The 24,718-nt window shown below is 41.4% G+C and carries 28 protein-coding genes; 6 read left to right on the plus strand and 22 right to left on the minus strand.

The window, feature by feature from the left end:
• Window positions 1-104 precede the first annotated feature (104 nt).
• The 8 genes from hisIE to NSQ76_RS17205 are packed head-to-tail and all read right to left on the minus strand — an operon-like array spanning window position 105 to window position 6,537.
• The gene (hisIE, locus tag NSQ76_RS17170; RefSeq protein ID WP_024423556.1) at window positions 105-734 is read right to left on the minus strand and encodes a bifunctional phosphoribosyl-AMP cyclohydrolase/phosphoribosyl-ATP diphosphatase HisIE; all 630 of its coding nucleotides are present in this window, start codon (window positions 732-734) and stop codon (window positions 105-107) included.
• Window positions 731-1,489, minus strand: coding sequence for an imidazole glycerol phosphate synthase subunit HisF (gene hisF, locus NSQ76_RS17175; protein ID WP_034623807.1), 759 nt, complete (start codon window positions 1,487-1,489; stop codon window positions 731-733). The genes hisIE and hisF overlap by 4 nt, the downstream gene beginning before the upstream one ends.
• Window positions 1,486-2,223, minus strand: a complete 738-nt coding sequence (gene hisA, locus NSQ76_RS17180) for a 1-(5-phosphoribosyl)-5-[(5-phosphoribosylamino)methylideneamino]imidazole-4-carboxamide isomerase (protein ID WP_034623806.1) — start codon at window positions 2,221-2,223, stop codon at window positions 1,486-1,488. Before hisA ends, hisF begins: the two co-directional genes overlap by 4 nt.
• Window positions 2,220-2,858: an imidazole glycerol phosphate synthase subunit HisH gene (gene hisH, locus NSQ76_RS17185; protein WP_341055082.1), complete on the minus strand. Its 639-nt coding sequence runs from the start codon at window positions 2,856-2,858 to the stop codon at window positions 2,220-2,222. The genes hisA and hisH overlap by 4 nt, the downstream gene beginning before the upstream one ends.
• On the minus strand, window positions 2,858-3,442 hold the full coding sequence (hisB, locus tag NSQ76_RS17190) for an imidazoleglycerol-phosphate dehydratase HisB (RefSeq protein WP_034623804.1): 585 nt from the start codon (window positions 3,440-3,442) through the stop codon (window positions 2,858-2,860). Before hisB ends, hisH begins: the two co-directional genes overlap by 1 nt.
• Window positions 3,442-4,728 (minus strand): histidinol dehydrogenase, encoded by a 1,287-nt coding sequence (gene hisD / locus NSQ76_RS17195; protein WP_034623803.1) that lies wholly within the window; start codon window positions 4,726-4,728, stop codon window positions 3,442-3,444. Before hisD ends, hisB begins: the two co-directional genes overlap by 1 nt.
• Complete coding sequence (gene hisG, locus NSQ76_RS17200; protein ID WP_024423562.1) at window positions 4,725-5,369, minus strand: ATP phosphoribosyltransferase; 645 nt, start codon at window positions 5,367-5,369, stop codon at window positions 4,725-4,727. Before hisG ends, hisD begins: the two co-directional genes overlap by 4 nt.
• Window positions 5,362-6,537 (minus strand): ATP phosphoribosyltransferase regulatory subunit, encoded by a 1,176-nt coding sequence (locus tag NSQ76_RS17205; RefSeq protein ID WP_034623801.1) that lies wholly within the window; start codon window positions 6,535-6,537, stop codon window positions 5,362-5,364. Before NSQ76_RS17205 ends, hisG begins: the two co-directional genes overlap by 8 nt.
• A gap of 234 nt (window positions 6,538-6,771) precedes the next feature.
• Between NSQ76_RS17205 and NSQ76_RS17210 the strand changes: the two genes are divergently transcribed.
• Complete coding sequence (locus NSQ76_RS17210; protein WP_034623800.1) at window positions 6,772-7,557, plus strand: C39 family peptidase; 786 nt, start codon at window positions 6,772-6,774, stop codon at window positions 7,555-7,557.
• Window positions 7,558-7,610: 53 nt separating this feature from the next.
• On the opposite strand, the gene NSQ76_RS17215 is transcribed toward NSQ76_RS17210, so the two are convergent.
• Window positions 7,611-9,026 carry a hypothetical protein gene (locus NSQ76_RS17215; RefSeq protein ID WP_034623798.1) on the minus strand — a complete coding sequence of 472 codons (1,416 nt, stop codon included), beginning with the start codon at window positions 9,024-9,026 and terminating at the stop codon, window positions 7,611-7,613.
• Between the two features lie 146 nt (window positions 9,027-9,172).
• On the opposite strand from NSQ76_RS17215, the gene NSQ76_RS21010 reads away from it, so the two are divergent.
• On the plus strand, window positions 9,173-9,502 hold the full coding sequence (locus NSQ76_RS21010; RefSeq protein ID WP_445661676.1) for a UPF0715 family protein: 330 nt from the start codon (window positions 9,173-9,175) through the stop codon (window positions 9,500-9,502).
• Between the two features lie 111 nt (window positions 9,503-9,613).
• Here the strand turns inward: NSQ76_RS21010 and NSQ76_RS17220 are convergent, their stop codons facing one another.
• From NSQ76_RS17220 to hprK, 8 genes are all read right to left on the minus strand, one after another.
• On the minus strand, window positions 9,614-10,246 hold the full coding sequence (locus tag NSQ76_RS17220; RefSeq protein WP_341055093.1) for a DsbA family protein: 633 nt from the start codon (window positions 10,244-10,246) through the stop codon (window positions 9,614-9,616).
• 45 nt (window positions 10,247-10,291) lie between these two features.
• The gene (locus tag NSQ76_RS17225) at window positions 10,292-10,933 is read right to left on the minus strand and encodes an NAD(P)-dependent oxidoreductase (protein WP_061110127.1); all 642 of its coding nucleotides are present in this window, start codon (window positions 10,931-10,933) and stop codon (window positions 10,292-10,294) included.
• A gap of 87 nt (window positions 10,934-11,020) precedes the next feature.
• On the minus strand, window positions 11,021-11,449 hold the full coding sequence (locus NSQ76_RS17230) for an Rrf2 family transcriptional regulator (protein ID WP_024423567.1): 429 nt from the start codon (window positions 11,447-11,449) through the stop codon (window positions 11,021-11,023).
• Window positions 11,450-11,518: 69 nt separating this feature from the next.
• Entirely contained in the window at window positions 11,519-12,037 is a 519-nt protein-coding gene (locus NSQ76_RS17235) for an acyltransferase (protein WP_024423568.1), read from the minus strand.
• 1 nt (window position 12,038) lies between these two features.
• Complete coding sequence (gene ppaX / locus NSQ76_RS17240; protein WP_024423569.1) at window positions 12,039-12,689, minus strand: pyrophosphatase PpaX; 651 nt, start codon at window positions 12,687-12,689, stop codon at window positions 12,039-12,041.
• On the minus strand, window positions 12,686-13,630 hold the full coding sequence (locus tag NSQ76_RS17245) for a nucleoside recognition domain-containing protein (protein ID WP_024423570.1): 945 nt from the start codon (window positions 13,628-13,630) through the stop codon (window positions 12,686-12,688). Before NSQ76_RS17245 ends, ppaX begins: the two co-directional genes overlap by 4 nt.
• A gap of 20 nt (window positions 13,631-13,650) precedes the next feature.
• Complete coding sequence (gene lgt / locus NSQ76_RS17250) at window positions 13,651-14,475, minus strand: prolipoprotein diacylglyceryl transferase (protein WP_103131662.1); 825 nt, start codon at window positions 14,473-14,475, stop codon at window positions 13,651-13,653.
• Window positions 14,476-14,486: 11 nt separating this feature from the next.
• Complete coding sequence (gene hprK / locus NSQ76_RS17255) at window positions 14,487-15,419, minus strand: HPr(Ser) kinase/phosphatase (RefSeq protein WP_024423572.1); 933 nt, start codon at window positions 15,417-15,419, stop codon at window positions 14,487-14,489.
• 177 nt (window positions 15,420-15,596) lie between these two features.
• On the opposite strand from hprK, the gene nagA reads away from it, so the two are divergent.
• From nagA to NSQ76_RS17270, 3 genes are read left to right on the plus strand one after another with little or no spacing between them, the layout of a single operon-like run.
• Entirely contained in the window at window positions 15,597-16,787 is a 1,191-nt protein-coding gene (gene nagA / locus NSQ76_RS17260) for an N-acetylglucosamine-6-phosphate deacetylase (RefSeq protein WP_341055101.1), read from the plus strand.
• On the plus strand, window positions 16,787-17,512 hold the full coding sequence (nagB, locus tag NSQ76_RS17265; protein WP_171464714.1) for a glucosamine-6-phosphate deaminase: 726 nt from the start codon (window positions 16,787-16,789) through the stop codon (window positions 17,510-17,512). Before nagA ends, nagB begins: the two co-directional genes overlap by 1 nt.
• A gap of 18 nt (window positions 17,513-17,530) precedes the next feature.
• Window positions 17,531-18,256 carry a GntR family transcriptional regulator gene (locus NSQ76_RS17270; RefSeq protein ID WP_341055106.1) on the plus strand — a complete coding sequence of 242 codons (726 nt, stop codon included), beginning with the start codon at window positions 17,531-17,533 and terminating at the stop codon, window positions 18,254-18,256.
• A gap of 30 nt (window positions 18,257-18,286) precedes the next feature.
• On the opposite strand, the gene NSQ76_RS17275 is transcribed toward NSQ76_RS17270, so the two are convergent.
• From NSQ76_RS17275 to NSQ76_RS17295, 5 genes are all read right to left on the minus strand, one after another.
• The gene (locus NSQ76_RS17275) at window positions 18,287-22,141 is read right to left on the minus strand and encodes a metallophosphoesterase (protein WP_341055109.1); all 3,855 of its coding nucleotides are present in this window, start codon (window positions 22,139-22,141) and stop codon (window positions 18,287-18,289) included.
• A gap of 94 nt (window positions 22,142-22,235) precedes the next feature.
• On the minus strand, window positions 22,236-22,622 hold the full coding sequence (locus tag NSQ76_RS17280) for a phage holin family protein (RefSeq protein ID WP_024423577.1): 387 nt from the start codon (window positions 22,620-22,622) through the stop codon (window positions 22,236-22,238).
• A complete protein-coding gene (locus NSQ76_RS17285; protein ID WP_024423578.1) occupies window positions 22,623-22,817 on the minus strand; it encodes a PspC domain-containing protein in 195 nt (64 codons plus the stop codon).
• A gap of 6 nt (window positions 22,818-22,823) precedes the next feature.
• Window positions 22,824-23,915 carry a DUF4097 family beta strand repeat-containing protein gene (locus NSQ76_RS17290; RefSeq protein WP_024423579.1) on the minus strand — a complete coding sequence of 364 codons (1,092 nt, stop codon included), beginning with the start codon at window positions 23,913-23,915 and terminating at the stop codon, window positions 22,824-22,826.
• 11 nt (window positions 23,916-23,926) lie between these two features.
• Window positions 23,927-24,262: a hypothetical protein gene (locus NSQ76_RS17295; protein ID WP_024423580.1), complete on the minus strand. Its 336-nt coding sequence runs from the start codon at window positions 24,260-24,262 to the stop codon at window positions 23,927-23,929.
• A 197-nt stretch (window positions 24,263-24,459) separates the two neighbouring features.
• Between NSQ76_RS17295 and NSQ76_RS17300 the strand changes: the two genes are divergently transcribed.
• A complete protein-coding gene (locus NSQ76_RS17300) occupies window positions 24,460-24,690 on the plus strand; it encodes a hypothetical protein (RefSeq protein ID WP_024427654.1) in 231 nt (76 codons plus the stop codon).
• The last annotated feature ends 28 nt before the right edge of the window (window positions 24,691-24,718 follow it).

Genomic DNA, 24,718 nt, shown 5'->3' on the forward strand with positions numbered 1-24,718 from the left:
CGTGTGTAGTATAACATACTTCACCAGTCGTCACATAGAACAAAAGGAAAGGAAGGATTTGTTTTTCATTTAAAAATAAAAAGCCTGGGATATCCCCCGGCTTTTCATTCACCTTGATGACGTTTTTTTAATACCTTTAATACATCATCAAGCGGCAATTGCTGTTCGCGTAATAATACAAGAAGATGATAGAGGAGGTCAGCAGTTTCCCATTTCAATTCTTCTTGATCCCGGTTTTTCGCTGCAATGATCACCTCAGACGCCTCTTCCCCTACCTTTTTCAGGATTTTATCGACCCCTTTTTCAAATAGATAGGTTGTATAAGCCCCTTCTGGCATTTCCGCCTGACGCTTTGCAATGACTTGTTCAAGTTCATTTAATATCGCAAAACGTTCCTGCTCTTCGCTCAGGCGTTTTACCCCTTCTTCCGAAAAACAGCTATAGCTGCCAGTATGGCAGGCTGGGCCGCTTGGCGCGACAAGGACAAGCAGAGCGTCCTTGTCACAGTCATATCGAATAGAAATCACTTGCTGGGTATGTCCAGAGGTGGCGCCTTTGTGCCAAAGCTCGTTTCTCGACCGGCTATAAAACCATGTTTCACCTGTCTCCAGCGTTTTTTCATAGGATTCTTGATTCATATATGCAAGCGTCAATACTTCCTTACTTTGAGCATCCTGTACAATCGCAGGAATCAGGCCCGCTTCATTAAAGGTTAATTCATTTGCCTGTTTCATCTGACCTTCACCCCGTATTCTTTCAAATATGTCTTCACCTCTTGAATGGAGGTTTCTTTATAATGGAAAATGGATGCTGCTAATGCTGCATCAGCTTCTCCTTTTGTAAAGGCCTCGAGCATATGCTGAGCATTGCCAGCGCCGCCAGAAGCGATCACTGGCACATTGACCGCCTCTGATACAAGCTTTGTCAATCGATGGTCAAAGCCTGTCTTTTCACCATCAGCATCCATACTTGTCAGCAAAATCTCTCCTGCCCCTCTCTGCACAGCTTCCTTCGCCCAGTCGCTGACCTCTAAATCTGTTTGACGGCGTCCTCCGTGTGTATAGACCATGTATGCTTTTTTCTCTTCATCGTATTTTGCATCAATTGCGACAACGATACACTGTGAGCCAAAAAAGTCAGCACCTTCTGAAATCAGTTCCGGTCTTAACACAGCTGCTGTGTTGACAGATACTTTGTCTGCACCTGCTCTTAATATACGCTTCATGTCATCAAGGTGGTTAATCCCGCCTCCCACTGTAAATGGTATCGCAAGCGTAGACGCGACTTGTTTGACTACATCCACCATCGTTTTCCGGCCTTCATGAGAAGCAGAAATATCAAGAAAGACGAGTTCATCCGCCCCTTCCTCATCATAGATCTGCGCCAATTCAACCGGATCACCAGCATCTTTTAAGCCAAGGAATTGCACCCCTTTGACAACACGCCCTTCCTTCACATCAAGACATGGAATGATTCGTTTTGTCATCATATGCGGTCAAGCCCTTCAAATGCTTCTGCTAAAGTAAACTGCTTTGTGTAAAGTGCCTTTCCAACGATCGCACCAGACACACCAGACTGTTTTTGCGCTGACAGCTTTTGAAGATCAGCTACTGCGCTGACACCACCTGAAGCAATCACTTGTTTGCCGGTTGCTTCTGCTAAGCGAACCGTGCTTTCTACATTGGGACCAGACAGCATGCCATCCATTTGAATATCGGTGAAAATAAAGACCTCTGCGCCTTCCTTTGCCAATTCCCTGCCGAGTTCCTCTGCCTTCACTTTAGACGTTTCAAGCCATCCTTCAGTCGATACAAAGCCGTTTCGCGCATCAATCCCAATTGCGATTTTCTCTCCATATTGCGCCAGCATTTTTTTCACAAAGGCTGGGTTCGAAACAGCTGAGCTGCCGAGAATCACTCTATCTACGCCGCTCTTTAAATAAAAGGCAACGTCTTCTTCTGTCCGAATACCGCCGCCGATTTGTACCTTCACATCTAAAGAAGAAGCAATCGCCAGCACATGCTCATGATTGACACGTTTCCCTGCTTTTGCACCATCTAGATCCACAAGATGAATCCATGCTGCTCCATCCTTCGCAAATTGCGCGGCCATGTCGAGCGGTGAATCTCCATAAATGGTTTCTTGATCGTAATCTCCTTGCACAAGACGTACACATTTGCCATTTCTCATATCAATCGCTGGATATAATATAAACTCGCTCATTTGCTCACCCTCTGTTCGTTTGCTAATTGAATAAATTGTTTGAGCAGCGCCATTCCCGTTGTACTGCTTTTTTCAGGGTGAAACTGTGCTCCAAGCACATTTCCCTTGCCAACAACAGCTGGTACTTGAACACCATAGTCCGCGCTTGCTAATTGCTCATCTGGATTCATATCGCTCACATAATAAGAGTGAACAAAGTACGCAAATCCTTCTGGTACACCGTCAAACAATGAGGAGGGCTGATGAAATGTGAGCTCATTCCATCCCATATGAGGTACCTTCAGCCTTTGCCCGTCCTGATCACGGTCCTTTAAAAGAACGACACGCCCTTTTAACAGCCCCAATCCTTTTGTGAGGCCTGCCTCTTCACTTTCTTCAAATAACAGCTGCATGCCAAGGCAAATGCCGAATAACAGCTTTCCTTCCTGCACAACTTGGTGAATAAACGCCTCAAGTCCAGTCTCTTTTAACAGCTGCATTGCATCACGAAACGAACCTACTCCGGGCAATATATAAGCATCTGCTTTTTTCAGCTCCTCCACATCAGAGGAGACGATATAGCGGGCACCTGCTCGTTCCAGTGCTTTTGATACGCTGAACAAATTTCCCATTCCGTAATCAATAACTCCGATCATTAGAGCATCCCCTTTGTTGAAGGAATTCCTTTCACACGTGGATCAATGGTTGTTGCTTCATCTAAGGCACGTGCCATCGCTTTAAAAATGGCTTCAATTATATGATGTGTATTGGTTCCGTAGTGAACAATCACATGAAGATTGATCCGGGCTTCAAGTGCAAATTTCCACAGAAACTCATGCACTAGCTCTGTATCAAAGGTACCAACCTTTTGACTCGGAAAGGCCGCTCTCATTTCCAAATGAGGACGATTGCTTAAGTCGACCACGACCTGGGCAAGTGTTTCATCCATCGGAACAAAGCTGGAGCCATACCGCTTAATTCCCTTTTTATCGCCTAACGCTTCCTTAAACATTTGCCCAAGTACAATGCCGATATCTTCTGTTGTGTGGTGATCATCAACATCCGTATCTCCTTTCGCATCGACGGTCAAATTAAAGTGTCCATGCTTCGTAAATAAATCAAGCATGTGCGTCATGAAAGGGACATCTGTTTGAATATCCGCTTTTCCTTCTCCATCAATTTCTAGCGCTAATGAAATGTTCGTTTCATTTGTTTTTCTCGCTGTTTTCGCCTGTCTCATTACGATTCCTCCCGCTTTCTCGCTTCAATCGACCTTGCATGTGCTTCAAGCCCTTCTAATCTGGCAAAAGCCGCAATGCTTTCCCGGTGTGTTTCAAAGGCTTCTTGACTATATGAAATAATGCTCGTTTTCTTTTGAAAATCAGTCACCCCAAGCGGGCTGGAGAATCGAGCTGTTCCGTTTGTTGGCAGCACATGATTCGGCCCTGCAAAATAATCGCCCACCGGCTCTGGACTATAGCGTCCCAAGAAAATTGCGCCAGCATGCTTGATTTGACCAAGAAGTGATTCTGGGTATGCTGTCAGCACCTCTAAGTGCTCTGGTGCTAATTGATTGATGACGTCTACTGCACGTTCGATTGATTCTGTCACGTAAATACGGCCATGATCTTGTATAGATTTTGCTGCGATTGATTTTCTCGGCAAAGTATCCAGCTGCTTTCGAACTTCAGCCTGCACACTTTCAGCAAGTGTCTTAGACGGTGTTACCAAAATACTAGATGCCAGCGCATCATGCTCTGCCTGTGAAAGTAAATCCGCCGCTACCTCATGCGCGACTGCTGTTTCGTCTGCTAGAACTGCAATTTCACTTGGACCTGCAATCATATCAATGTCTACCTGACCAAATACTTCCCGCTTTGCCAGCGCGACATAAATGTTGCCTGGACCTGTGATTTTATCAACAGGCTTGATGCTTTCCGTTCCATAGGCAAGTGCCGCAACCGCCTGCGCTCCGCCCATTTTATACATTTCAGAAATACCAAGCTCCTTCGCCGCAGCCAGTACAGCGTCAGAAAGACGACCATCTTTCCCAGGGGGTGTCACAAGAACGATTCGTTCAACGCCAGCGACTAGCGCAGGAATCACATTCATTAATACAGATGATGGATAAGCAGCTGTTCCACCAGGGACATACACACCTACTGCATCAAGCGGCGTTACCTTTTGTCCAAGCATTGAGCCGTCCTTTTGGTGATAAAACCAAGAGGATGTCAGCTGGCGCTCGTGGTATGTGCGAATATGCTTGATAGCCGTTTGAATAATCTGAACCATCTCTTTATCCAAGCGGTCACAGGCTTTTGCCATTTCATCGTCTGTGACAAGTGGATCTTCAATCAACACACCGTCAAATTGCTTTGTAAAAGACTGTACAGCTTCATCACCATTTGTTCTCACTTCTTGTATAATGCGCTGAACAGCCTGACGCTGCTCTTCTGTTCCTGTATCTAAAGACCGTTTGAGTGAGAGAGTATCTGTCTCACCTTCTTGTAGATAGGTGATGTTCACGATGTTTCCTCCCCTTCTCCAATAATTCTTGCAAGACGCTGCGCCATTTCATCGATCACCGTATCCTTCATCCTATAGCTCACAGGATTGACAATAAAACGTGACGTGATATCACAAATATGTTCCGTTTCCACAAGTCCATTTTCTTTTAATGTTTGACCTGTAGAGACAATGTCTACAATGCGATCGGCAAGCCCAATGAGCGGTGCTAATTCTATGGAACCATTCAACTTAATGATCTCCACCTGCTCCCCTTGCTCTCTAAAATAGGATGATGCGACATTTGGGTACTTTGTTGCCACACGCGGTGCGACACCACCCCAGCTCGCTCCTGGCAATCCAGCAACAGCTAAATGACATTTACTGATGTTTAAATCGAGCACTTCGTACACATCACGAGCTTCTTCGAGCATGACATCCTTCCCTGCAATGCCAACATCCGCCACGCCGTGCTCTACGTAGGTGGTCACATCCATTGGCTTGGCTAAAATAAAGCGGAGGTTTTCTTCTGGTACATCAATGATTAATTTTCTTGAATCCTCGAATTCCTCTGGCAGCTGGTACCCCGCCTGTCTTAACAGCCCTGCTGCTTCTTCAAATATCCGGCCCTTTGGCATCGCCATCGTCAACACTTTACCCATTCCGCTCTTCCTTTCTAGCGCCGATAAAATAAGTCACCTGTTCAAATGCCTTGGTCATCGCGTCAATATTTTCAATCCCCGCTAAGTCTTGCAGGACGATCTTTTTCCCTTTTGACCGCTCCTTTTCTGCAAAAGCAAAGGCTTCCAGTCTTTGTTCTTTACTAAAAATCACAGCCTCCTGCGGCTCAATGATTTCTTTTGCATCGAGCGCTTCAAGAAGACGGTCTAGTCGAAGTCCGAACCCTGTAGCTGGCGCAGGTGCATCAAAGTGAGCAAGCAATTGATCATATCTCCCGCCGCTTCCGATGACCGACCCAACATGATCTGCAAATACTTCAAACAAAATACCCGTATAATAGCTCATATGACTCACCATGCTTAAATCTAAACGGATATATTCTGTACAGCCGTAATCTTCAAGTGTCTCCCAAAGCGACTTTAACTGTGCGAGCACCTCTTTTCCTTCTTGTGAAACAACGATTTCCTCTGTCCGCTCTATAACCTCTTGGCCGCCTCTTAACTCTAAAAGCTGTAACAGCCTCGTTTTATCGATGGAGGAAAGCGGTAATTGTTTCACATGCTGACGGTATCCCACATAATTCTTTTCATATAAGAAGCGGCGAAGGACGTTTGCACGCTCTGTATTTCCGAGTACATCAACAAATAACGTTTCTGCTAAAGCGACATGCCCGATCGCGATTTTGAAGGACCTTAGCCCGGCATTTTTTAAGGCAAATACGGCAAGCGCGATGACTTCAGCATCTGCACTAATCGAACCATCACCAATCAATTCAATTCCGACCTGCTCAAATTCTGACGGCCTTCCGCCTTCTCTTTCCTGGGCGCGGAACACATTGGCTGCATACCCAACACGAAGCGGATACGCCTGTTCATGAAGCTTGGAAGCCGCCACTCTTGCAATCGGACCTGTCATATCAGGTCTTAGCACTAGAGTTTGCCCGTTTTGATCAAGAAGCTTAAAAAGCTGTGTATCAGTAATCGCCGATTGAACACCGACTGTATCGTAAAATTCAAGCGTTGGTGTCTCCATCAAACGGAAACCCCAACCAGTCATGACCTCTGTTAAGGAATGCCTCACTTTTTTTTTCGTCTCATACAATCCAGGTAATGAATCCCGCATACCATATGGTTTCTCAAACATAAACATGTTTCTTCCGCACCTCCAACACATTAAAACAAAAAATTCCGAATCCTTTAGTTCGCTAATATGATAATATGCTAACAAAATAAAGCGATTAAATCAATCATTTTTATTTCTCTCTATTTTCATCAACATATTCTGGAATTATTACATTCAAGTGACACCTGTGCCTTTTCTGTATGTTCGATGAAGGAACGTGCTATAATACTTAAAAATATTGAATAACACAGGAGATTAACAGTGAAGTTCATCCAGACATTCATCTTAACTTTGTTGTGCGCATGTCTTGTTTATTTCGGCTTTATATACGTTTCACAAATCGATCAAGTCAAGAAAACAGCTTCGCCGCAAAAAGCAGCAAAAGAAAACGATACAGCACTTGCGGCTGAAGAAACTCGTTCAACGAAAAAAGCAGAAACCACACATCATTCATTAAAAGGAAGCAAAAAAGCCATGGACGTCATTCTCTACAATCAAATGGATGCGCCAAGGCTTTATAACGGATGCGAAGTCACGAGCTTAGCGATGCTGCTTCATTACAGCGGCTATGAGCAAGTAACGAAAAACACATTGGCAAATGAAATCAAACGCGTTCCGCTCAATTATGAAAATGGCTTAAAAGGAGACCCTCATGACGGGTTTGTAGGCGATATGGAGAATGGACCGGGTCTTGGGGTTTACCACGAACCGATTTATCAGCTTGCGAAAAAATACGCGGGCGATCAAGTAGTCGACTTAACCGGAAAGCCTGTTAAAAAGGCCATCTATCAATCCCTTGAAAAAGGCTATCCTGTCTGGGTGATTACGACATCCACCTTTGACAAAACAGATAACATCGAAACATGGAATACACCAAATGGCAAAATAGATGTAAGCTTTAATATGCATAGCGTGGTCATCACAGGCTATGACAAGGAGCATGTCTACTTGAATAACCCCTATGGAGAAAAGAATCAAAAAGTCGACCGTGATCAATTTGAAGATTCTTGGGAACAGATGGGCAGTCAGGCGATTATCATTATATAATTAAACAGAAAAAGACAGTGAATACTCATCGTGGAGCTTTCACTGTCTTTTATTTATAATGTATTTTTAAATGACTTTCTAGGCATAATCTCAAGTAAATTAACAAAATCATTAGGACTTGTTACAAAAAAAGTATAAAGTTGTCTTTTTTGCCCACCCATTGAAGCTAGATAAATCTCATGATTAGGTGCTTTATCATGACTACCACTTATCACCAAAGTTGAATTTGTCATCGTAAGTTTCCAATTTGAATCAATAGAAGGATAAGAAACACCAGGAAAGTTTGTATTAAATGGGATTTTCGCAGAATGATAAAACTTAAACCCTAATTTTTTACTACTTGTGTCAGTTACATCTATAAAGATTGCCTTATTAGACGCAACTGCACTTTCTATAACTTTTTTACATGCAGCATCTGAGCATCTATAGGATCTGCCAATTTTTTTTGTTGGCATCCATATAGAAAGTGGATTCTGAAATTGCAAGTTTACTACTGAATGTGTACGACTACTTGTAGCATTTATATTAAATCCCCGATTATCACCCTTTAAATAGCCTCCTTTTAAGAAGTTTGGATCTTTAACAGATTTATATGGGATGAATGTGTTATAAATAATACTATATGCATCATTTTTGGGAAAAGCTGCTTTTGTTGATAGAGCTTTAGACTTTCCTTCTTCTCCTTTACTTGTTAATAACCCAAGTGGAGATTTTAGTGAGTCCTCTGTCAACTTTGGTATTTCAACAATGCTTGAAAACTCTGCACTAATATTATAGAGTTTTGATTTTTCACTTTTAGTTAACTTAGATTTATTAATTTTCCTTTTAGCTAACAACTCGTTCACTTTATTTTGAGACTTCTTGCTTAGTGGAACATTCGTCTCGACTTTATATGTATAACTTTTTCCAGGCTTCACATTAGAGTCAAAATAGGTTTTTGACTTTGTCTTTTTCAAAAGTTTGTTATCTCTGTATATAGAGTAAACTCCATTATCTCCTTGTATTTTTCCCCACTTCAGGCGAACACCATCTGAGCTAGAATGAGTATCTAACCCATTTTGATTAATTGAGTTATCTACTATTTCTTGTTCAGGATATAACTCATTTTCATTGTTAGACGAAAAAGCTTTGCTTTTCATATAACTTTTTGACTGTTTTGGTTCCAAATAAGAACTATTGTCGATTTTGATAGCTATTACTTTTTTTAATTTGTTACTTTTATAGATACCCAAATTATATTTTTGTATTTCATCTTTAATTTTCACTTTTATTTCATCTTTTTTACCTTCATAAACTAATTTATCATTATCATAGAGCTTATAATAATCTCCCTTTTCTTTAGCAACAATAGTTGCATAAGTACTATTCTTGCGAATAGATATACCTTGTTCATTAGACGCATAAGCATGTTGGGAAACTAAACAAACAGCAATCAAAACACTAAAGTAAAATATTATTTTTTTCAACATTAGAACACCTCAATTAAGCTTAATATGTTACAATCATTACGTTACCATAATTTAATTTATATTACAATAATTCCTAAGGAGAATAGTGTATGAATAATGACAAGTTTTTCAAAATATTATCTATAACTTTTAAATTTATTTCATGTATGATAATTAGCTCTATTACATTAAGCTTATTTATAACTATTTATCAATATTTATTTAATGGATTGAGCATTTCTTATTTTATAATTTATTTACCATTTATATCTCTATTTTATTTAATCTTTTGTGTTCCTCTACAATTAATACTTTATAATAAAGTAACAAAATACAATTTGAAGTACCTTCTAATTTATATAATAATATCAGCTATCGTAAATGTATTAATTATTGATGCAACATTTAGAAACAAATTTGAGGTGATATTAACCATAATAGTTAGTTCACTTATTTATTGGTTTTTTGATTCATTATTACTTAGAAATAAAAAATAAAAAAGCACCTATAGAAATAGAAGATTCTTGGGAACAGATGGGCAGTCAGGCGATTATCATTAAAGCGTAAAAAAACAACCTCTATCCTCATAGAGGTTGTTTTTGAATGATTTATTTTTCTAGTAATTCCATCAGACGGTCTTCAAGCTTTTCAGCTGTCATCGCACCTCCGCCCAGGCTGAAGTATTCATCCCCTCTTTTTAATAAAAGTGTAGGATAGCCGTTCACATGAAGTTGATGAACCTTGGCAAAGTCGGCATACGCATCATTCATCGCTTCTTTTGTTTTCATGCGTTCTATGACTGCGTCAGGATCAAGATGATGCGCTAAAGCGATCTCCCGATACGTTTCTTCATCACTTAGGCTTTTTCCGTCTTGATAAAAAGCCTTTTGCATCGATGAAGCCAAGTACAATGCGCGCTCAGGTGCGATGGATCTTAATGCAGAAAAACCAATGGCCGCAGCCTCAGAGTCTAAAAGAAACATTCCGTTTGCTAACAGCTTCTGATAACGTTCACCAAACTCGACACCAGTCAGCTGACTAATACGCTGATTTGCTTCTGGAATGTGTGGATAATCCTTTATTGGAAGACTTCTTTCTCCTACAAATAAACCACCCGACACAAGTGTTAATGATATCTCCGGATGATTTTCATGCAAAGTGCGGATACTGTTTGAAAATCCATAACACCAGCCACAATACGCATCCCATACATAGATGAAAGACAATTCTTGCTCATTCATACGTTAGACTCCCTATTTATCGTTTTTAGGCGGCCATGAAACTGCTTATTCAGCTTCAGATACAACGGTAAAACGTTCTCCAACATGGGCTGCCTGCTCCACCTCATCAACGAGCGCAATGGCGTAGTCAGCATAGCTCACATAGCTGTCACCTTTAGAATTGACAATCAGATGGTCTTTCCCTTTCACGTAAGAACCTGTACGTTTGCCAGCTGGATTAAAGAATGCAGCTGGGCTGAGGAAGGTCCATTTTAATCCCTCTGTCTGTTGAAGATCTTTTAGGTTTTCTCCTTGCTGTGAAGCCGTAGCAGCATATTCTTTAGGAAACTCTGGTGTGTCCACTAGTCTTGTTGTTTTCGCCTCATCTACAAATAGACTTCCTGCTCCGCCCACAACGATCAAACGAGTCTCAGGAGCCTCTTTTAAAATATCGATCAGCTTTTTCCCAGCTTCTACGTGAAGATGCTCTTTTCCAGCAGGTGCGCCAAATGCATTTACAATCACATCAAAGCCTTTGATGTCTTCTGCTTGCAAGTGAAACACATCCTTCTCAAGAACAGCTAGAGATGAATCTGTCACCTTTTGTGCATCACGGACGATTGCCGTTACTTCATGTCCTCTTGATTGGGCCTCTTTCACAATTTCTTGTCCTGCTTTACCTGTTGCACCAATAATTCCAATTTTCATGTTAACTCCTCCTGCAATATGATTTTATGTTGATAAAGAAAGGTGTAACTAATACGGTTACAACAGAGGTAAAAAAAATTGAATAGATCATCCAATTTTTTTGATTAGCACATGCGTTAGTTCACTTAATTTGATCTCAGCAAGCACTTGCTCCATCGCACTTTGAGCGCGGCATAAAATTAATTCTAGCACCGCTTGAATATTTGCACCGATCGGACAGTCAGGATTTGGGCTTTCATGAATTTGAAACAATTCTCCCTCATCTACGACTTCAACCGCTTTATACACATCGAGCAGTGTGATGTCGTCTTCACTGCGGTTCAGCTGAGAACCACCTTTGCCAAGACTCGTTGAGATTAGACCTGCTTTTTTTAATTTACTCATAATGCGGCGGATGACCACTGGGTTTGTATTCACACTTCCCGCGATATCCTCCGATGTCTGTAATGATCCTTTTTCAAGTGATAGCAAGGCCAGAATATGGACAGCGACAGTAAATCTGCTGCTGATTTTCATGTTTTCTCACCTCTGTTGTAATCATTATAGTTACACCATGTCACATTGTCAACAAAAAAGTCTGCCGAGCTACTCAGCAGACGTAGATTGACGTGCTTCCATTTCTTCTTTCGTATAAATCATGCGCATTGGATTTCCTCCAACAAATGAGCCTGCTGGCACATCCTTATGAACAAGTGTACCAGCCGATACGATCGCTCCATCCCCAATGGTCACACCAGGTAAAATAGTTGAATTAGCTCCAATTAAGACTTCATCACCAATATAGACTTCCCCAAGTCTGTACTCTTTAATCAAATACTCATGGGACAAGATGGTTGTGTTATAGCCGATCACACTATTTCGACCGACAGTGATTTTCTCAGGAAACATCAGATCAACCATCACCATTAAGGCGAACGCCGTATCCTCGCCGACCTTCATACGAAGAAAGGTTCGGTAAATCCAATTTTTCATTCCCATAAAAGGCGTGTACCTTGCCATTTGAATAAAAATGAAGTTTTTCACCACTTTGAAAAAGGGAACTGTCCGATAGACTTGCCGCAGCGAATTGACCCCTTTTACAGGATAACGATCTGTTTTTCTCAACTTAATCAGCTCCAACAATCGCCAGGAGATCACTCATTTTCTTCAGCATGAAATCAGGGCGATGCTTTAAAAGGGCCTCTTCTCCCTTAATCGACCAAGCAACACCTGCCGTCTTTGTCCCTGCCGCTTGACCAGACAAAATGTCGTGATAATTATCACCGACCATCACCGCTTCATGCGGATCACTGCCAAGCTTTGATAATGCCAGCTGAACAGGCTCCGGATGCGGCTTCTCATTTTGTACATCATCGAGCGTCACAATGACCTCAAAGAACGGCTCTAAACCGGTCAGCTTCAATCCCATTAAAACCGTATCCCGTATCTTCGTTGTGACAATACCGAGCTTAAATCCTCGATCCTGCAGGACTTTCAATGTGTCGATAACGGTCTCATATTCAGTCACAAGCAGATCATGCTGCTTATGATTAAACGTGCGGTACATCTGAATCATGTCATCTGTCAAATCAGGGTCCATCGCAGAAAATGTATCAAACAAGGACGGACCAATGAAATGAAGAATATCCTCACGGCTGTACTGACCAGGGTAATAGTGATCCAGCGTATGCTGAAATGAAGCAATAATTAATTCATTTGTATTGATTAATGTGCCATCTAAATCAAATAGCACTGTGTTGATCGTTGATTCGTTCATATGGCTTCCTTTCTAACAGCTGCATGTTCCCGCTTCCGCCAAATATAGCTAATGGCAGCTGTCAATAAAATTGCAGAAATCAGGCGGATCACAAGAAGCGGCCATACCGGAATACCAAGTGGAATAAAAACCAGCGTATCTTCGACCACCGCATGACAGGCAACAAGGAAAATAAAGGCAAGGGTTAAGTCCTTTTTACTCACACCGTCCTCTTCCACTGCCTTCATCATCACACCGGCTCCATAAGCGAGACCAATCGTTAATCCAGCCACCATCGTCATAGACGTATTTTCTTTCATTCCAAGCATTCTAGTAAAAGGTGACAGCCACTTAGACAGTGTATGGAGCCACCCTAAATCTCTCATAAATTGAATGATGATCATGAGCGGGATAACGATACAGGCAAGCTGCAGCACACCGAGTACTGCTTTTTGTAAAGCAAGAAGGACGATCATGTACCAGCTGGAAGGCACATCAGCCGCCTGAGCTGCACTAAGCAGTCCATATTGCGCCGGCTCCTCGCCTCCCTGCCAAACGAGATGAATGACAATAGCAGAAATAACAGCAAGACTGATTCTAACCAGCAAAATCACAGATACTCTCAGTCCAACCTTTGCTGCCACTGTTGATTCGATGATCAAGTTATGGCAAAAGGACAGCATCACTGCCAAAATAAACACTTCCTTCACAGGAAGCTCTAATGTCAAAATGGCAGCAATCCCCGCATACAAATTCAGCATATTTCCTAATACAAGCGGAATAGCCGCTTCCCCCGAAAGACCAAACAGCCCCATAAATGGCTGAATGAATCGGATGATCCAATCCATGACAGGCGTATGCTGCAAGATACTGACGAGAATGGTCACTGGAAAGATGACTTTACCAAGTGTCCAAGTTGTCGACAGCCCTGCTTTCAAGCCGTTTTTCCATGTCTCTCCCATCTTCTTCTGATCCCCCCTGCTTAATTCGATGAGTTGTTCTCTTTATACGGAATGGATGCGTATCCTTTCATTCTTCTAAAGAAAATCAGTAGAACAGCCACTGCGAATATCGCAATCGAAATCATCTGTGCGATTCGAAGATGCTCTGTCAGCATTAAGCTGTCTGTTCTCATCCCTTCAATGAAGAAACGGCCGATTGAATACCAAATTAAATAAGACAAGAAGATTTCGCCTCTGCGCAGCGAGGTTCTGCGTAATAAAATCAAGATGACAACACCAACAAGATTCCATAATGATTCGTATAAGAACGTCGGGTGATAATAGGTACCATCAATATACATTTGATTAATGATAAACTCAGGCAGATGCAAATTTTCTAAAAAGGTTCTTGAAACCGCCTCACCATGCGCTTCTTGGTTAATAAAGTTCCCCCAGCGTCCAATTGCCTGCCCTAGTAAAATACTAGGTGCTGCGACGTCAGCTATTTTCCAAAAGGATACCTTTCTCACTTTTGTAAAAATGATGGCTGTCAGCACGGCACCGATCAGCCCGCCGTGAATCGCAATTCCACCATTCCAAATCTTAATGATTTCGTTTGGGTGCTGCTGATAGTAATCCCATTCGAAGGATACATAATAAATTCGGGCACAAATAATCGCTATTGGAATGGCAAATAAGATTAAGTCAATAAACAGATCTTTATTGATTCCTCTTTTTTCACATTCTCTCAAGGCGAGCCAAAGTCCAAGCAAGGCCCCGACCCCAATAATCACACCATACCAATGAACCGAAATAGGTCCGAGGTGAAAAGCAATCGGATCAATTGGCTGAATTGCTTCGTTCATATAGTCAACTCCTATTCATCCTGGCCATTGTCTTCAATGACATCAGCAAGTTTACTTGTAAATTGTTCCGCTGCATTATGTCCCATACGCTTCAGCCTGAAGTTCATCGCAGCCACCTCAATGATGACCGCTAAGTTTCGACCTGGCCGCACAGGGATCGTCAGCTTCGGCACATCTGTATCGATGATGCGCATTTTCTCTTCTTCCAGTCCTAAACGATCATACTGTTTGCCTTGTTCCCAAAGCTCAAGGTTCATTACAATCGTAATTCTCTTATAGCTTCTGACAGCGCCTGCTCCAAATAAGGTCATCACATTAATAATGCCTAACCCGCGGATTTCTAAAAGATGTTCAATCAGCTCAGGTGCGCTCCCGACTAACGTATCCTGATCCTCTTGACGGATTTCCACGCAATCGTCTGCGACCAGCCGATGTCCCCTCTTCACTAATTCTAAGGCTGTTTCACTTTTTCCTACTCCGCTTTTCCCAATTAACAACACACCTACACCATATACATCTACGAGCACACCATGAATAGCAGTCGTTGGTGCAAGCTTACTTTCTAAAAAGTTGGTCAATCGACTCGAAAGTCTTGTCGTTTTTAGGCTAGATCGTAAAACGGGCACGCCATTTTCATTTGATGCTTCGATTAATTCCTTCGGCACATCACGATCTCGAGACAAAATAATGGCAGGGGTAATATCTGTACAAAGAGACATCATTCTCTGCTTTCGTTCGCGTTCTGGGAGCTGTTCAAAAAAAGAAAGCTCTGTTTTCCCTAAAAGTTGAACTCTTTCTTTTGGGTAATATGTAAAATAACCAGCCATTTCAATACCTGGTCTGGAAAGATCACTGATTGTAATGGGACGATTAATCCCTTCTTCCCCACTTACCAGTTCAAGATGAAATTGTTCCATTATGTCCTTCGTACGAACTTTCGGCACGTTTCTTCCTCCTTTTATCACAGGCGATTCAGAAATACAGCTCTATTTTATCACTTTCAATGATGAACCCAAAACAGTATTTTATCCTGTTCCTGTTTCACCGCCCTAACTGGTATAGACAACTATACTTAAAAAGAGTAAACTTAAATGAAAGATAACGAATAAGGGGGCTTAAACATGAGCGGTTCTTTATTGCTCTCCAACATTCATATTGTGACAAAGACAAAGGTCATTGAAAACGGTTTTGTCGGTTTACGCGATGGCAAGATCGACTATATTTCAACATCACCACCGACAGGAAATTATGAAAAAGTATATATTTCCCGGGAAAACTTTTATTTACTCCCTGGAATGATTGATATTCACATCCATGGCGGATATGGTGCAGACATGATGGATGCGACAGCAGAAGCAATGAATACGCTCGCTGACAACCTTCCGTCCGAAGGAACGACAAGTTTTTTAGCGACAACCATCACACAAAACCATCATGAGATTGAGCATGCACTTAAAAATGTCGCTCAGTGGAAACAAAGTAATGAAGCACAAGCAGGAACTCAGGCACAATGTATAGGAATCCACCTCGAAGGTCCATTTATTTCTAAAGATAAGGCAGGGGCACAGCCTGTTCAATGGATTAAACAGCCTGATATTCCGCTTTTTAAAAAATGGCTGGATGCTTCTGATCAGCTCATTCGAATTGTCACGTTTGCACCTGAGGAAGACACAGATTTTGCATTTCTTTCTCTATTACAGGAAAAGAACATTATCCCTTCTATTGGACATACGAATGCCCATCATGACATGATCAATTTAGCAGCTAAGCATGGTGCACGCCATGTAACGCATCTTTATAACGCAATAAGTTCGTTTCAGCACCGTGAACCGAACGCTGTAGGTGCTGCTCTTACGAATGAGAACCTTTATACCGAACTGATCACAGATGGGATTCACTCCCATCCTCTTTCCATCAAGCTTGCGTATTTGGCAAAAGGAAGTGATCGTTTAATCATGATCACAGACTCGATGCGTGCAAAAGGGCTTGGGAATGGAACGTATGAATTTGGTGGTCAGACGGTCACAGTCAGCGGCGAAAAAGCATTGCTGGACGATGGTACACTTGCAGGATCGATTTTGCGAATGAAAGACGGCGTCAAAAGGATAAAACAGCTCACAAATTGTGAGTGGACAGAGATTGCGAAGATGACCTCAACCAATGCGGCCGCTCAGCTGGGACTTGATCAACAGCTCGGTTCCATCGAAGTTGGAAAACTAGCAGATCTGGTGATTTGGGATGAATCTGGTGAACTGATGATGACGATCTGCCGTGGACAAATCGTCTTTGAAAAAAAGGAGGCCACCCACTAATGAACATCATCGAATTTGAAAGCAAAGATCAATTAGGAAAAGAAGCAGCTGCCATTATTGCAAGGACAATAGCTGCTAAACCCGATGCCGTACTCGGCCTAGCAACAGGCGGTACACCTATTGAAACTTACAAAGAGTTAATTCAACTTCATCAAGCGCATCAATTGTCTTTCAAGCAAACAAAAACAATCAATTTAGATGAATATGCAGGACTTGATCCAGAACACGAAAATAGTTATATGACCTACATGAAACGTCATTTATTTGACCATATTGATCTCCCTCACGATCAGTATTTTCTTCCAAATGGCAATGCAGCTCATTTAGAAAAGGAATGCTTAAGATATGACCAGCTCATTGAGGATGTAGGCGGCATCGATCTTCAGCTCCTTGGAATCGGTCAAAATGGGCATATCGGTTTTAATGAACCAGGTACCCCTTTCAACTCAAAAACTCATGTTGTGCAGTTAGATGAAAACACGAGACAGGCTAACGCAAGATACTTTTCTTCTATTGATGAGGTACCTACACATGCCATCACAATGGGAATCGCGAGCATTCTTTCAAGTAAAAAGATTCTCCTTCTTGCTTCAGGAAAATCAAAAGCGAAAGTGATACAATATTTAGAACAGGCAGAGATTCATCCAGACTTTCCAGCATCAGCACTGAAACTTCATGAAGATGTAACGGTCTTGATTGATCGAGAAGCTGGATCACTACGCTAAAAACGAGAGGATTTTCACATGTTTATTGATAAGCAGTCACCTATTCCGATGTACCATCAGATTATGGAGAACTTGAAAAAGCAAATTGAGGATGGAACATTAGCACCTGATACAATCATTCCTTCTGAAAGAGAATATGCCGAACGCTTTGGTATTAGCCGAATGACTGTCAGACAAGCCTTATCGAATCTTGTGAACGAAGGATATTTGTATCGACAAAAAGGAAAAGGCACCTTTGTTAGCCGGAAAAAATTTGAACAGCCGCTTCAAGGCTTAACAAGCTTTTCAGAGGATATGCGCCAGCGTGGACTCAAAGCATCAAGCCAGCTGATTGACTTCAAAAAAACTGCATGTCCAGAGCACTTGCTGCCAGTCTTACATCTGTCAAATAGTGATGCTGTATTTGAGCTCAAACGGATACGCCTTGCAAATGATGAACCGATGGCGATTGAAACGAGCTATATACCTGAAAGATTTGCCGGAGATTTAACAAAGAAACATTTAACTGGCTCTTTATATGAATATATAGAAACTCACACTGGCCATGTCATTGCTCATGCCAAACAGGAACTTGAAGCCAATGTTGCCTCAAAGGAAGAAGCAAACTTGCTGTCTATTTCAGCAGGCGATCCTGTGCTGTCAATAACAAGAACGACTTTTTTTCAACAAGACATTCCATTTGAGTATGTCGTTTCTGTTTATAGAGGGGATCGTTATAAGCTCATTCATACAATGGAAAGATAAACAGTGCCCCTGACACGGAGCACTGTTTTTTTATTTCCTAAGAAATTTTGTTTCGCCATCATCTTTTGTATGGATTTTCCATATTGGTGAAATGGCTTTTCCTTGAAAACGATCTTTTGCTACAGTGTACCAATAATAATCTTCATTTGGCTTTAAGCCCTTCCACTCAAAGCTTGCTTTTTTGCCGCTTTTTACGCCGCGCGCTTCTCCTAGAAGAACATTCGTATACACATTGAGTTCAAAATAATTGGTTTTGACAGATTTCATTTTCGGTGTCAAATCTACATCGATTGAAAATTCATCCTGATCTCCATACGTTTTAGGATCATAAAAATGCTCTTGATTCAAGTAAGGAGAGTATGTCGTAAAATGAAGTTGATTTTTTTCTTGATCGGCTGTTATGACCCTCATAAACCCTTGACCACCTTCAGGTCCTGACTGATAATCGGCGAGTATTTGATATACTTTCCTGTCGACTTTTCCATCATGGTCATCATCAAGCTCATCTACTTTTCTGCTTGCTCCATGGTAATGACCGCTAAATACGGCCACAATATTAGGATGGCGTTTCACCACTTGGTGGAAGATGAGGTCGCCAATCGGACTCCGGTTGCCGCTCACTAACAAATACTCATGGAAATTTAAAATGACGATACGATCTGGATGCTCAGAAATTACACGGTTTAACCAATCAATTTCATCTTGCTTAATCCCCCAGCCCATGTACACCATCATATAATCATTGCCGCCGGCAGAGATGAGATCATAATGACCTTTATTGTTTCGATAGGATTCACCATAGTAAGGCTTATCAGCAAAGCGTTTTTCCCCGAAATATTTCCCGTATTCCGCATATAAACCGTCCTTGTGTCTAACATCATGATTTCCTGCTAAAACCCCATAGGGAATGTGATTCTGATCCAATACACGCATAAATGTATCAGCACGGTGCCATTGCTTATCCTTTGAATCATCCACAATATCGCCTGTGTGGAACACATATTGAATGTTTAATTTTTCTCTTTGATCTCTGATCCATTCAACCATTTGTTTAAAGATATGAGGATAGCTCTTTGCATAATATTGAGTGTCAGACATCCATACCATCTTATATGGCTTTTGCGATTTGCTGATTTCATCCTGTACTAGCAAATCAAACGTTTGATTCTTCATGTACTGTCTCACTGACAGCAGCCCTTTCAGGTAAAATTCCTTTTGATCCTTGGCAAAATGATGAGTGATCTTATCCCACTTTTCCTGCTGGTGATTCCACGCGTACATTGTCACCTTTCTCCCTGACAATGAACTCCCTTTCCATACAGCTTCGACGACATCCTTTTCACGTACATCATGATGAACCTTAATTTGAAAACGATGATAAGGAAAACGCTGTAAATCCTTCGTTTCAACTGACTTCCCATCAACAAATGCAATGCGGTTCCTTTCTTGATCAGAAAAAATCATTTCTCCTTTTTGGAGATAACTCTTAGGCGGTTCTGTCTCTGCTGCATACTTAAAAATCTTCATTGAAGGATGCAGCGATGTATATTGATAGGCACGATAAAATGAGTAATCTAACTTATCATTCGTTGGATCCTTGGTTAGCACAGTTTGTTTTGATGATTTCATTTTTGTCTTATCTGCCACCCGCTCTGGTGTTTCAGGATGCTCATGTACCGTCTTGAACTCTTTTTTTAACGTCGACATGTTCCCGGCAGCGTCTTTTGCTTTGATCGTAAACGTGTGCTTCCCAGGCTTTAATTCACTAGAGGACGTCTGATATGGCAAAGAAACTGGTTTGCCATCTACATATGCCTTCAACTCCTCTATGTCACTCCAGCGATCCGTTACTTTTGCTTTTAATGTAAAGGCGCCTTTATATTGATCCTTTGCTTGTACGTTGGTCTTAATTCTCGGCCCAGTGTTATCAACTTTCACACGTACTGAAGCGTGCTCGTCTGAGGTTTTGGCCTCAATTAGGTGCGGCCCTTCTTTCAGCCTTTTTGTGTCCCACTTTATATAGGTTGAGACATACGCCTCTTTTGGAATCTCAAATTGAAACGTTCTCACCTTTTTTGCGTTCCCGCTGTCTCCCATTCTCCATTCTTTTAGCGGCTTCGCATTGATTGGCGGAATTTGTGTTCCATTTGATAAGATCATCCTGACGTTTTTCAATTCAAAATCATCATGATTCTCTCCAGGCAGCCGGTCCATCGGAGAAGACTTTGTGCCAGCGTGGAAAGAGATCGTTTGGAGACCTGCCTTTTTTATCTCTTCTTCGGGTATTGGCATTGTATAGGTACGGTACACTTTTGTCGAATCATCAAAAATAGAAAGTAAACGCCTACCTATAGACACACCATTTTTAAAATATAAATTTGTTCCTTTGACATCAAATGCGATATATGGATCCGCTTCAAGGGCAGAGGATACTTGCTGATTCCGTTTTCCATCTATCCGCAATTCGATGCTTTTTTTCTGATCAGACGTTGCCTTTAATGAAAATAAACCTGATACCGTATCTCCCTCTTCTACATTGAATCGTAGACCGTGGGCTTTGCTGACCTGCTCCACATCAATCGTTTTTTTCAACGTCTTGGCTTCATTTTCGCCGTCTGACGCTTCAAGCTGATATTCCAATTGTTCTTTCCCAATAAACTCAGGTGAATAAATAATATGATGAAATAACCGGTCATTATGGTCTTTTTGCAGCAGGATTTCCTTGAACGGATCTTTTCGATTCGTTCGATAGCGCAGCTTGACGGTTTTTACAGCCTGATCATCTTGGACATCTGCCTTAATCTCTACACTTTCAGTTGGTTTCACCGGCTTCCTTACCGTCATATCTTCAATCACAGGTTTATGGATATCTTGAGAAATTTCCTTTTTCTCAGATGGAATTTGTGCTTTTAGTACTTTACCTGGAGTGGGTTCTTCCTCAATTTTCGAAATCAGCTTCGTCTGCGTCGTACCATCCATTGGATACTTAAACAGCAAGGATTTATGCTCGCTAAACCATGATGGCTTCAAACGAAAAGCGGCAGAAGAAATTTCTTCACCTATATTTGTTGTGATCGAAACAAGACGAGATTTAGAGTTGGACAGCCCTTTGCTCTCGATAATGGACAAATGCTCGCCCTCTTTTAATTGGCTTTTATACATGGCATTAAAGTCCGCTGCCGTTAAATGCTCCTGCCCTTTTTTTCTCAGCCAGAATACATAAGGTTTTCCAGGTGAAATGGTGACTGGATTTGTGTGAAAGGAATATACATCATCCATTTCAATGCCCTGTGCAGGATTGCGGTAGCGGAGCTGATAATGTTTAAGAGAGATAGGCGCATGTGTCGTGTTATACACTTCGATAAACTCAAAAGCATCTTTGCCTTTTCGGTTTTTTGAATTGACGACAATTTCTGTGATGAATAAATCCGGAATATGTGAAAGATCTTCTTCAAATCCATTTAAATGAACCGATTTCTCTGCCGTTTTGATTACTGATTTTTGCGTAAAGAACTCTGTATAGTAACGAACGGTTGGATTCCATAATTGATCTGGCGGAATTTTCGCTGTGAATTCTGGCTTCATCCCTGGCAGCCGTTCCATTGGAATCAAGCGGTACCCCAGTTCATCACTTTGTTTATAATACAAGTTCGCAGACAAAATCTGTTCTTGGTCACTAATGGACGCACGAAACTGTAGATCATGGCTTTTTCCTAGAACCGGGCGGACGTCCACATGAAATTGGTCAAAGATAAAAGGCGAAAAAGGCTTGTCCGGTACATTCACTTCTGTTTGAAGAAAAGGGCCTGCTGAAGCAGGCTGACTGAAACAAAAAAGAATGATAAAAAAACATAAAAGCATGATTTGTCTGCTCACGTTCACCATCTTGCACCGCCTCCCTTCGGATATTGTGTCTCCTGAAGGTCGTTTTTATGTCAGATGGAACGGAGAAACGATGCAAATTTGCACAAAAAAACCGTTAGCTTTTTTTCGCTAACGGCTCTACAATTCCTTTTTGTATCAACAGATGGAAAATGGATAAAATGACAGCCATCCAAATGGCCGTTCCGAATCCATCAATGTTAAAGCTATCTCCCATAAAGCTCGATGTCATCATGAGTGTAATCGCATTGATGACAAATAAAAACAATCCTAGTGAAAGAACGGTCACTGGAAGCGTTAAAATGATCAAAAACGGCTTCACTAAAATATTGAGCAAGGACAAAATGATACTTGCCACAATGGCTGCACCAAAACCTTCAATATACACGCTCCCGAGCCCAGGCAGAATGCCCGAATCAAAATATCCAGCAATGACGATTAAAAGTAATGCATTTACTAAAATACTGACAATCCATCTAAGCATTTATTTAGTGCCTTCTTCCGGAACAACAAAATACCAGATGAAGTAGATCAGGAAGATCGGCATAAATGCTGTCAAAAATCCGATGATGACGGTTAAAATGCGAAGCAGCGATGCATCAACACTTAAATATTCCGCAAGTCCACCAACAACACCCGCTATTTTTTTATCTGTTGCTGAACGATAAAGCTTCTTCATGTAGAATCACTCCTTGTCTGATTGGTGCTTTACTTGTATTGAGCCTGTTTTTGTTTCTGCAAAAATGGATATACTGTGCACCGCTTGTTGATTGGCTTTGATCATTTTCTCTTTTTGTAATGTTTCATTTTTTTCTTTAATCATCTCTGCATCAAGTAAATCGTGAGAGATAGACCCAAGATTGCTTTTCAGCTCAGCGGTCACTGCACATGCACGCGGAATCTGAACGTCCACACTGCCTGTTGTCGTTTTCGCATAGATGGAACGGCACTTTTCATCTGACAGCTGAACAGCAATATTTCCATTAAAGCTTTGAGCATCAATTGATTCACTTTTCCCGCGCAGGTCTATGAGCCCATTGATGGTTTCTACTTCAATCATACCACACTCGTGATCTGCCAGTTTGATTTGTCCGTTTGCTGTTTCTATTCCGACTTTTTCTGCTTGTAACGAAGCAAAAGAGACAACACCATTTGTCGTTTTCGCGGCAAGTTCTTTTGTCTTTAGCTTTTCCCCGCGAATCGGTCCATTAAACAGCTTGACCTTGATCTTATCGTATTGGATACGCGGTACGTATAATGTAACATTGACTTTCATCGTCTTCTTTTCGGTTCGAATAAAAAATTTATCTCCTTCAAGCCCGCAGTCCAATTGATTGAGAAATTGCTGTCTTGCCTGCTCTCCATCCTCTGCACGGTAAATTTTTGCATGACACTCTGCTCGAATATCTCGATCGTCCCAAGGCATCACGTTGAGGCTGCCGTTCGCCAATTGAATATCTAAATGAGAAAGCGATGCGTCCTTGAACTGAAAAATGTGCTCAACATCAACGGACTGTCCAAAGTTCAAATCAAGATCCACGTCTTTTACCTTTTTCACCGCAGAGTCTAACCAGCCAAACAGCTTTGCCCCAAGATTTTCGGTGCCGTTTCCTTTGCTCTCTGCTCCAGCTTTTTCTTCATGAAAGGTGTGATCAGCCGTAGACTTTTCTAATGAAACTGACTGACCTTCTTCTAGTTTTTCCAGCAGCGTAATTGCTTCTTTTGCTGATAATACTCCGTCTTCTACTAATTTTAAAATTCGTTCTTTTTCATTCATACAAAGCCCTCCTAAGATTTGATGGATTGAAGTACTTTAATACCTTGAATGATATTCCAAATGACAGAGATCAAAAAGCCAATGACTACTAAAAAAGACAAGATGAACACCATCATGACTGGAATGAGCGAGTCACCTGCCTGTGTCGTCAATAAAAATGGGATAGACCCAAAAATCAACAGAATGCACGCTGCGACCGGCAAAAGATGTGACCATAATGCCCGCAATGCGTGCCGCTTCGTTTCCTTTTGATCTACTACAAAAAACGCCACGATCGGTACGATAAACGGCATAAATAATACACTAAAATAACAAATAGAAGCAATAATCGACTGATCTCTATTCATATATATTCGCTCCTTCATAACGAAAATCCCTTTCTAACTCATACGTTTATTGCGTATAAAAAGTTTCAAAATCATTCGATTTACATATGACCTTAGACACAAATTATTTCTTTTTGCACCTAAGAGTAGATTCTTCACAGATTACCCTTTAAAATATGTTGAAAAGATGGTGATTATCATTATAGGGGGTAATTATTTTGACAGATCATCATAATTCAAAACATACGGCTCAAACGCTTTTAGACCTTATACAGAAACAGAAAAGCATGAACAGCGATATGATCAAGGAGCTTGAGACCATTCATCCGTCTCATCCAAAGTATGGTGATATCCGTTATTTAAAGGTACTGCTCGACAGCAGCAGCACCCATATTTTAAAGGATTTAACGCACCTCAGTAATTTAATGCCGAAGGAAGATGTGCAGTAAAAGAAAAACCCCTCTTATTGAGGGGTTT

The sequence above is a fragment of the Bacillus sp. FSL M8-0256 genome (assembly GCF_038005765.1).
In the GTDB taxonomy this organism is placed as follows: domain Bacteria; phylum Bacillota; class Bacilli; order Bacillales; family Bacillaceae; genus Bacillus; species Bacillus safensis.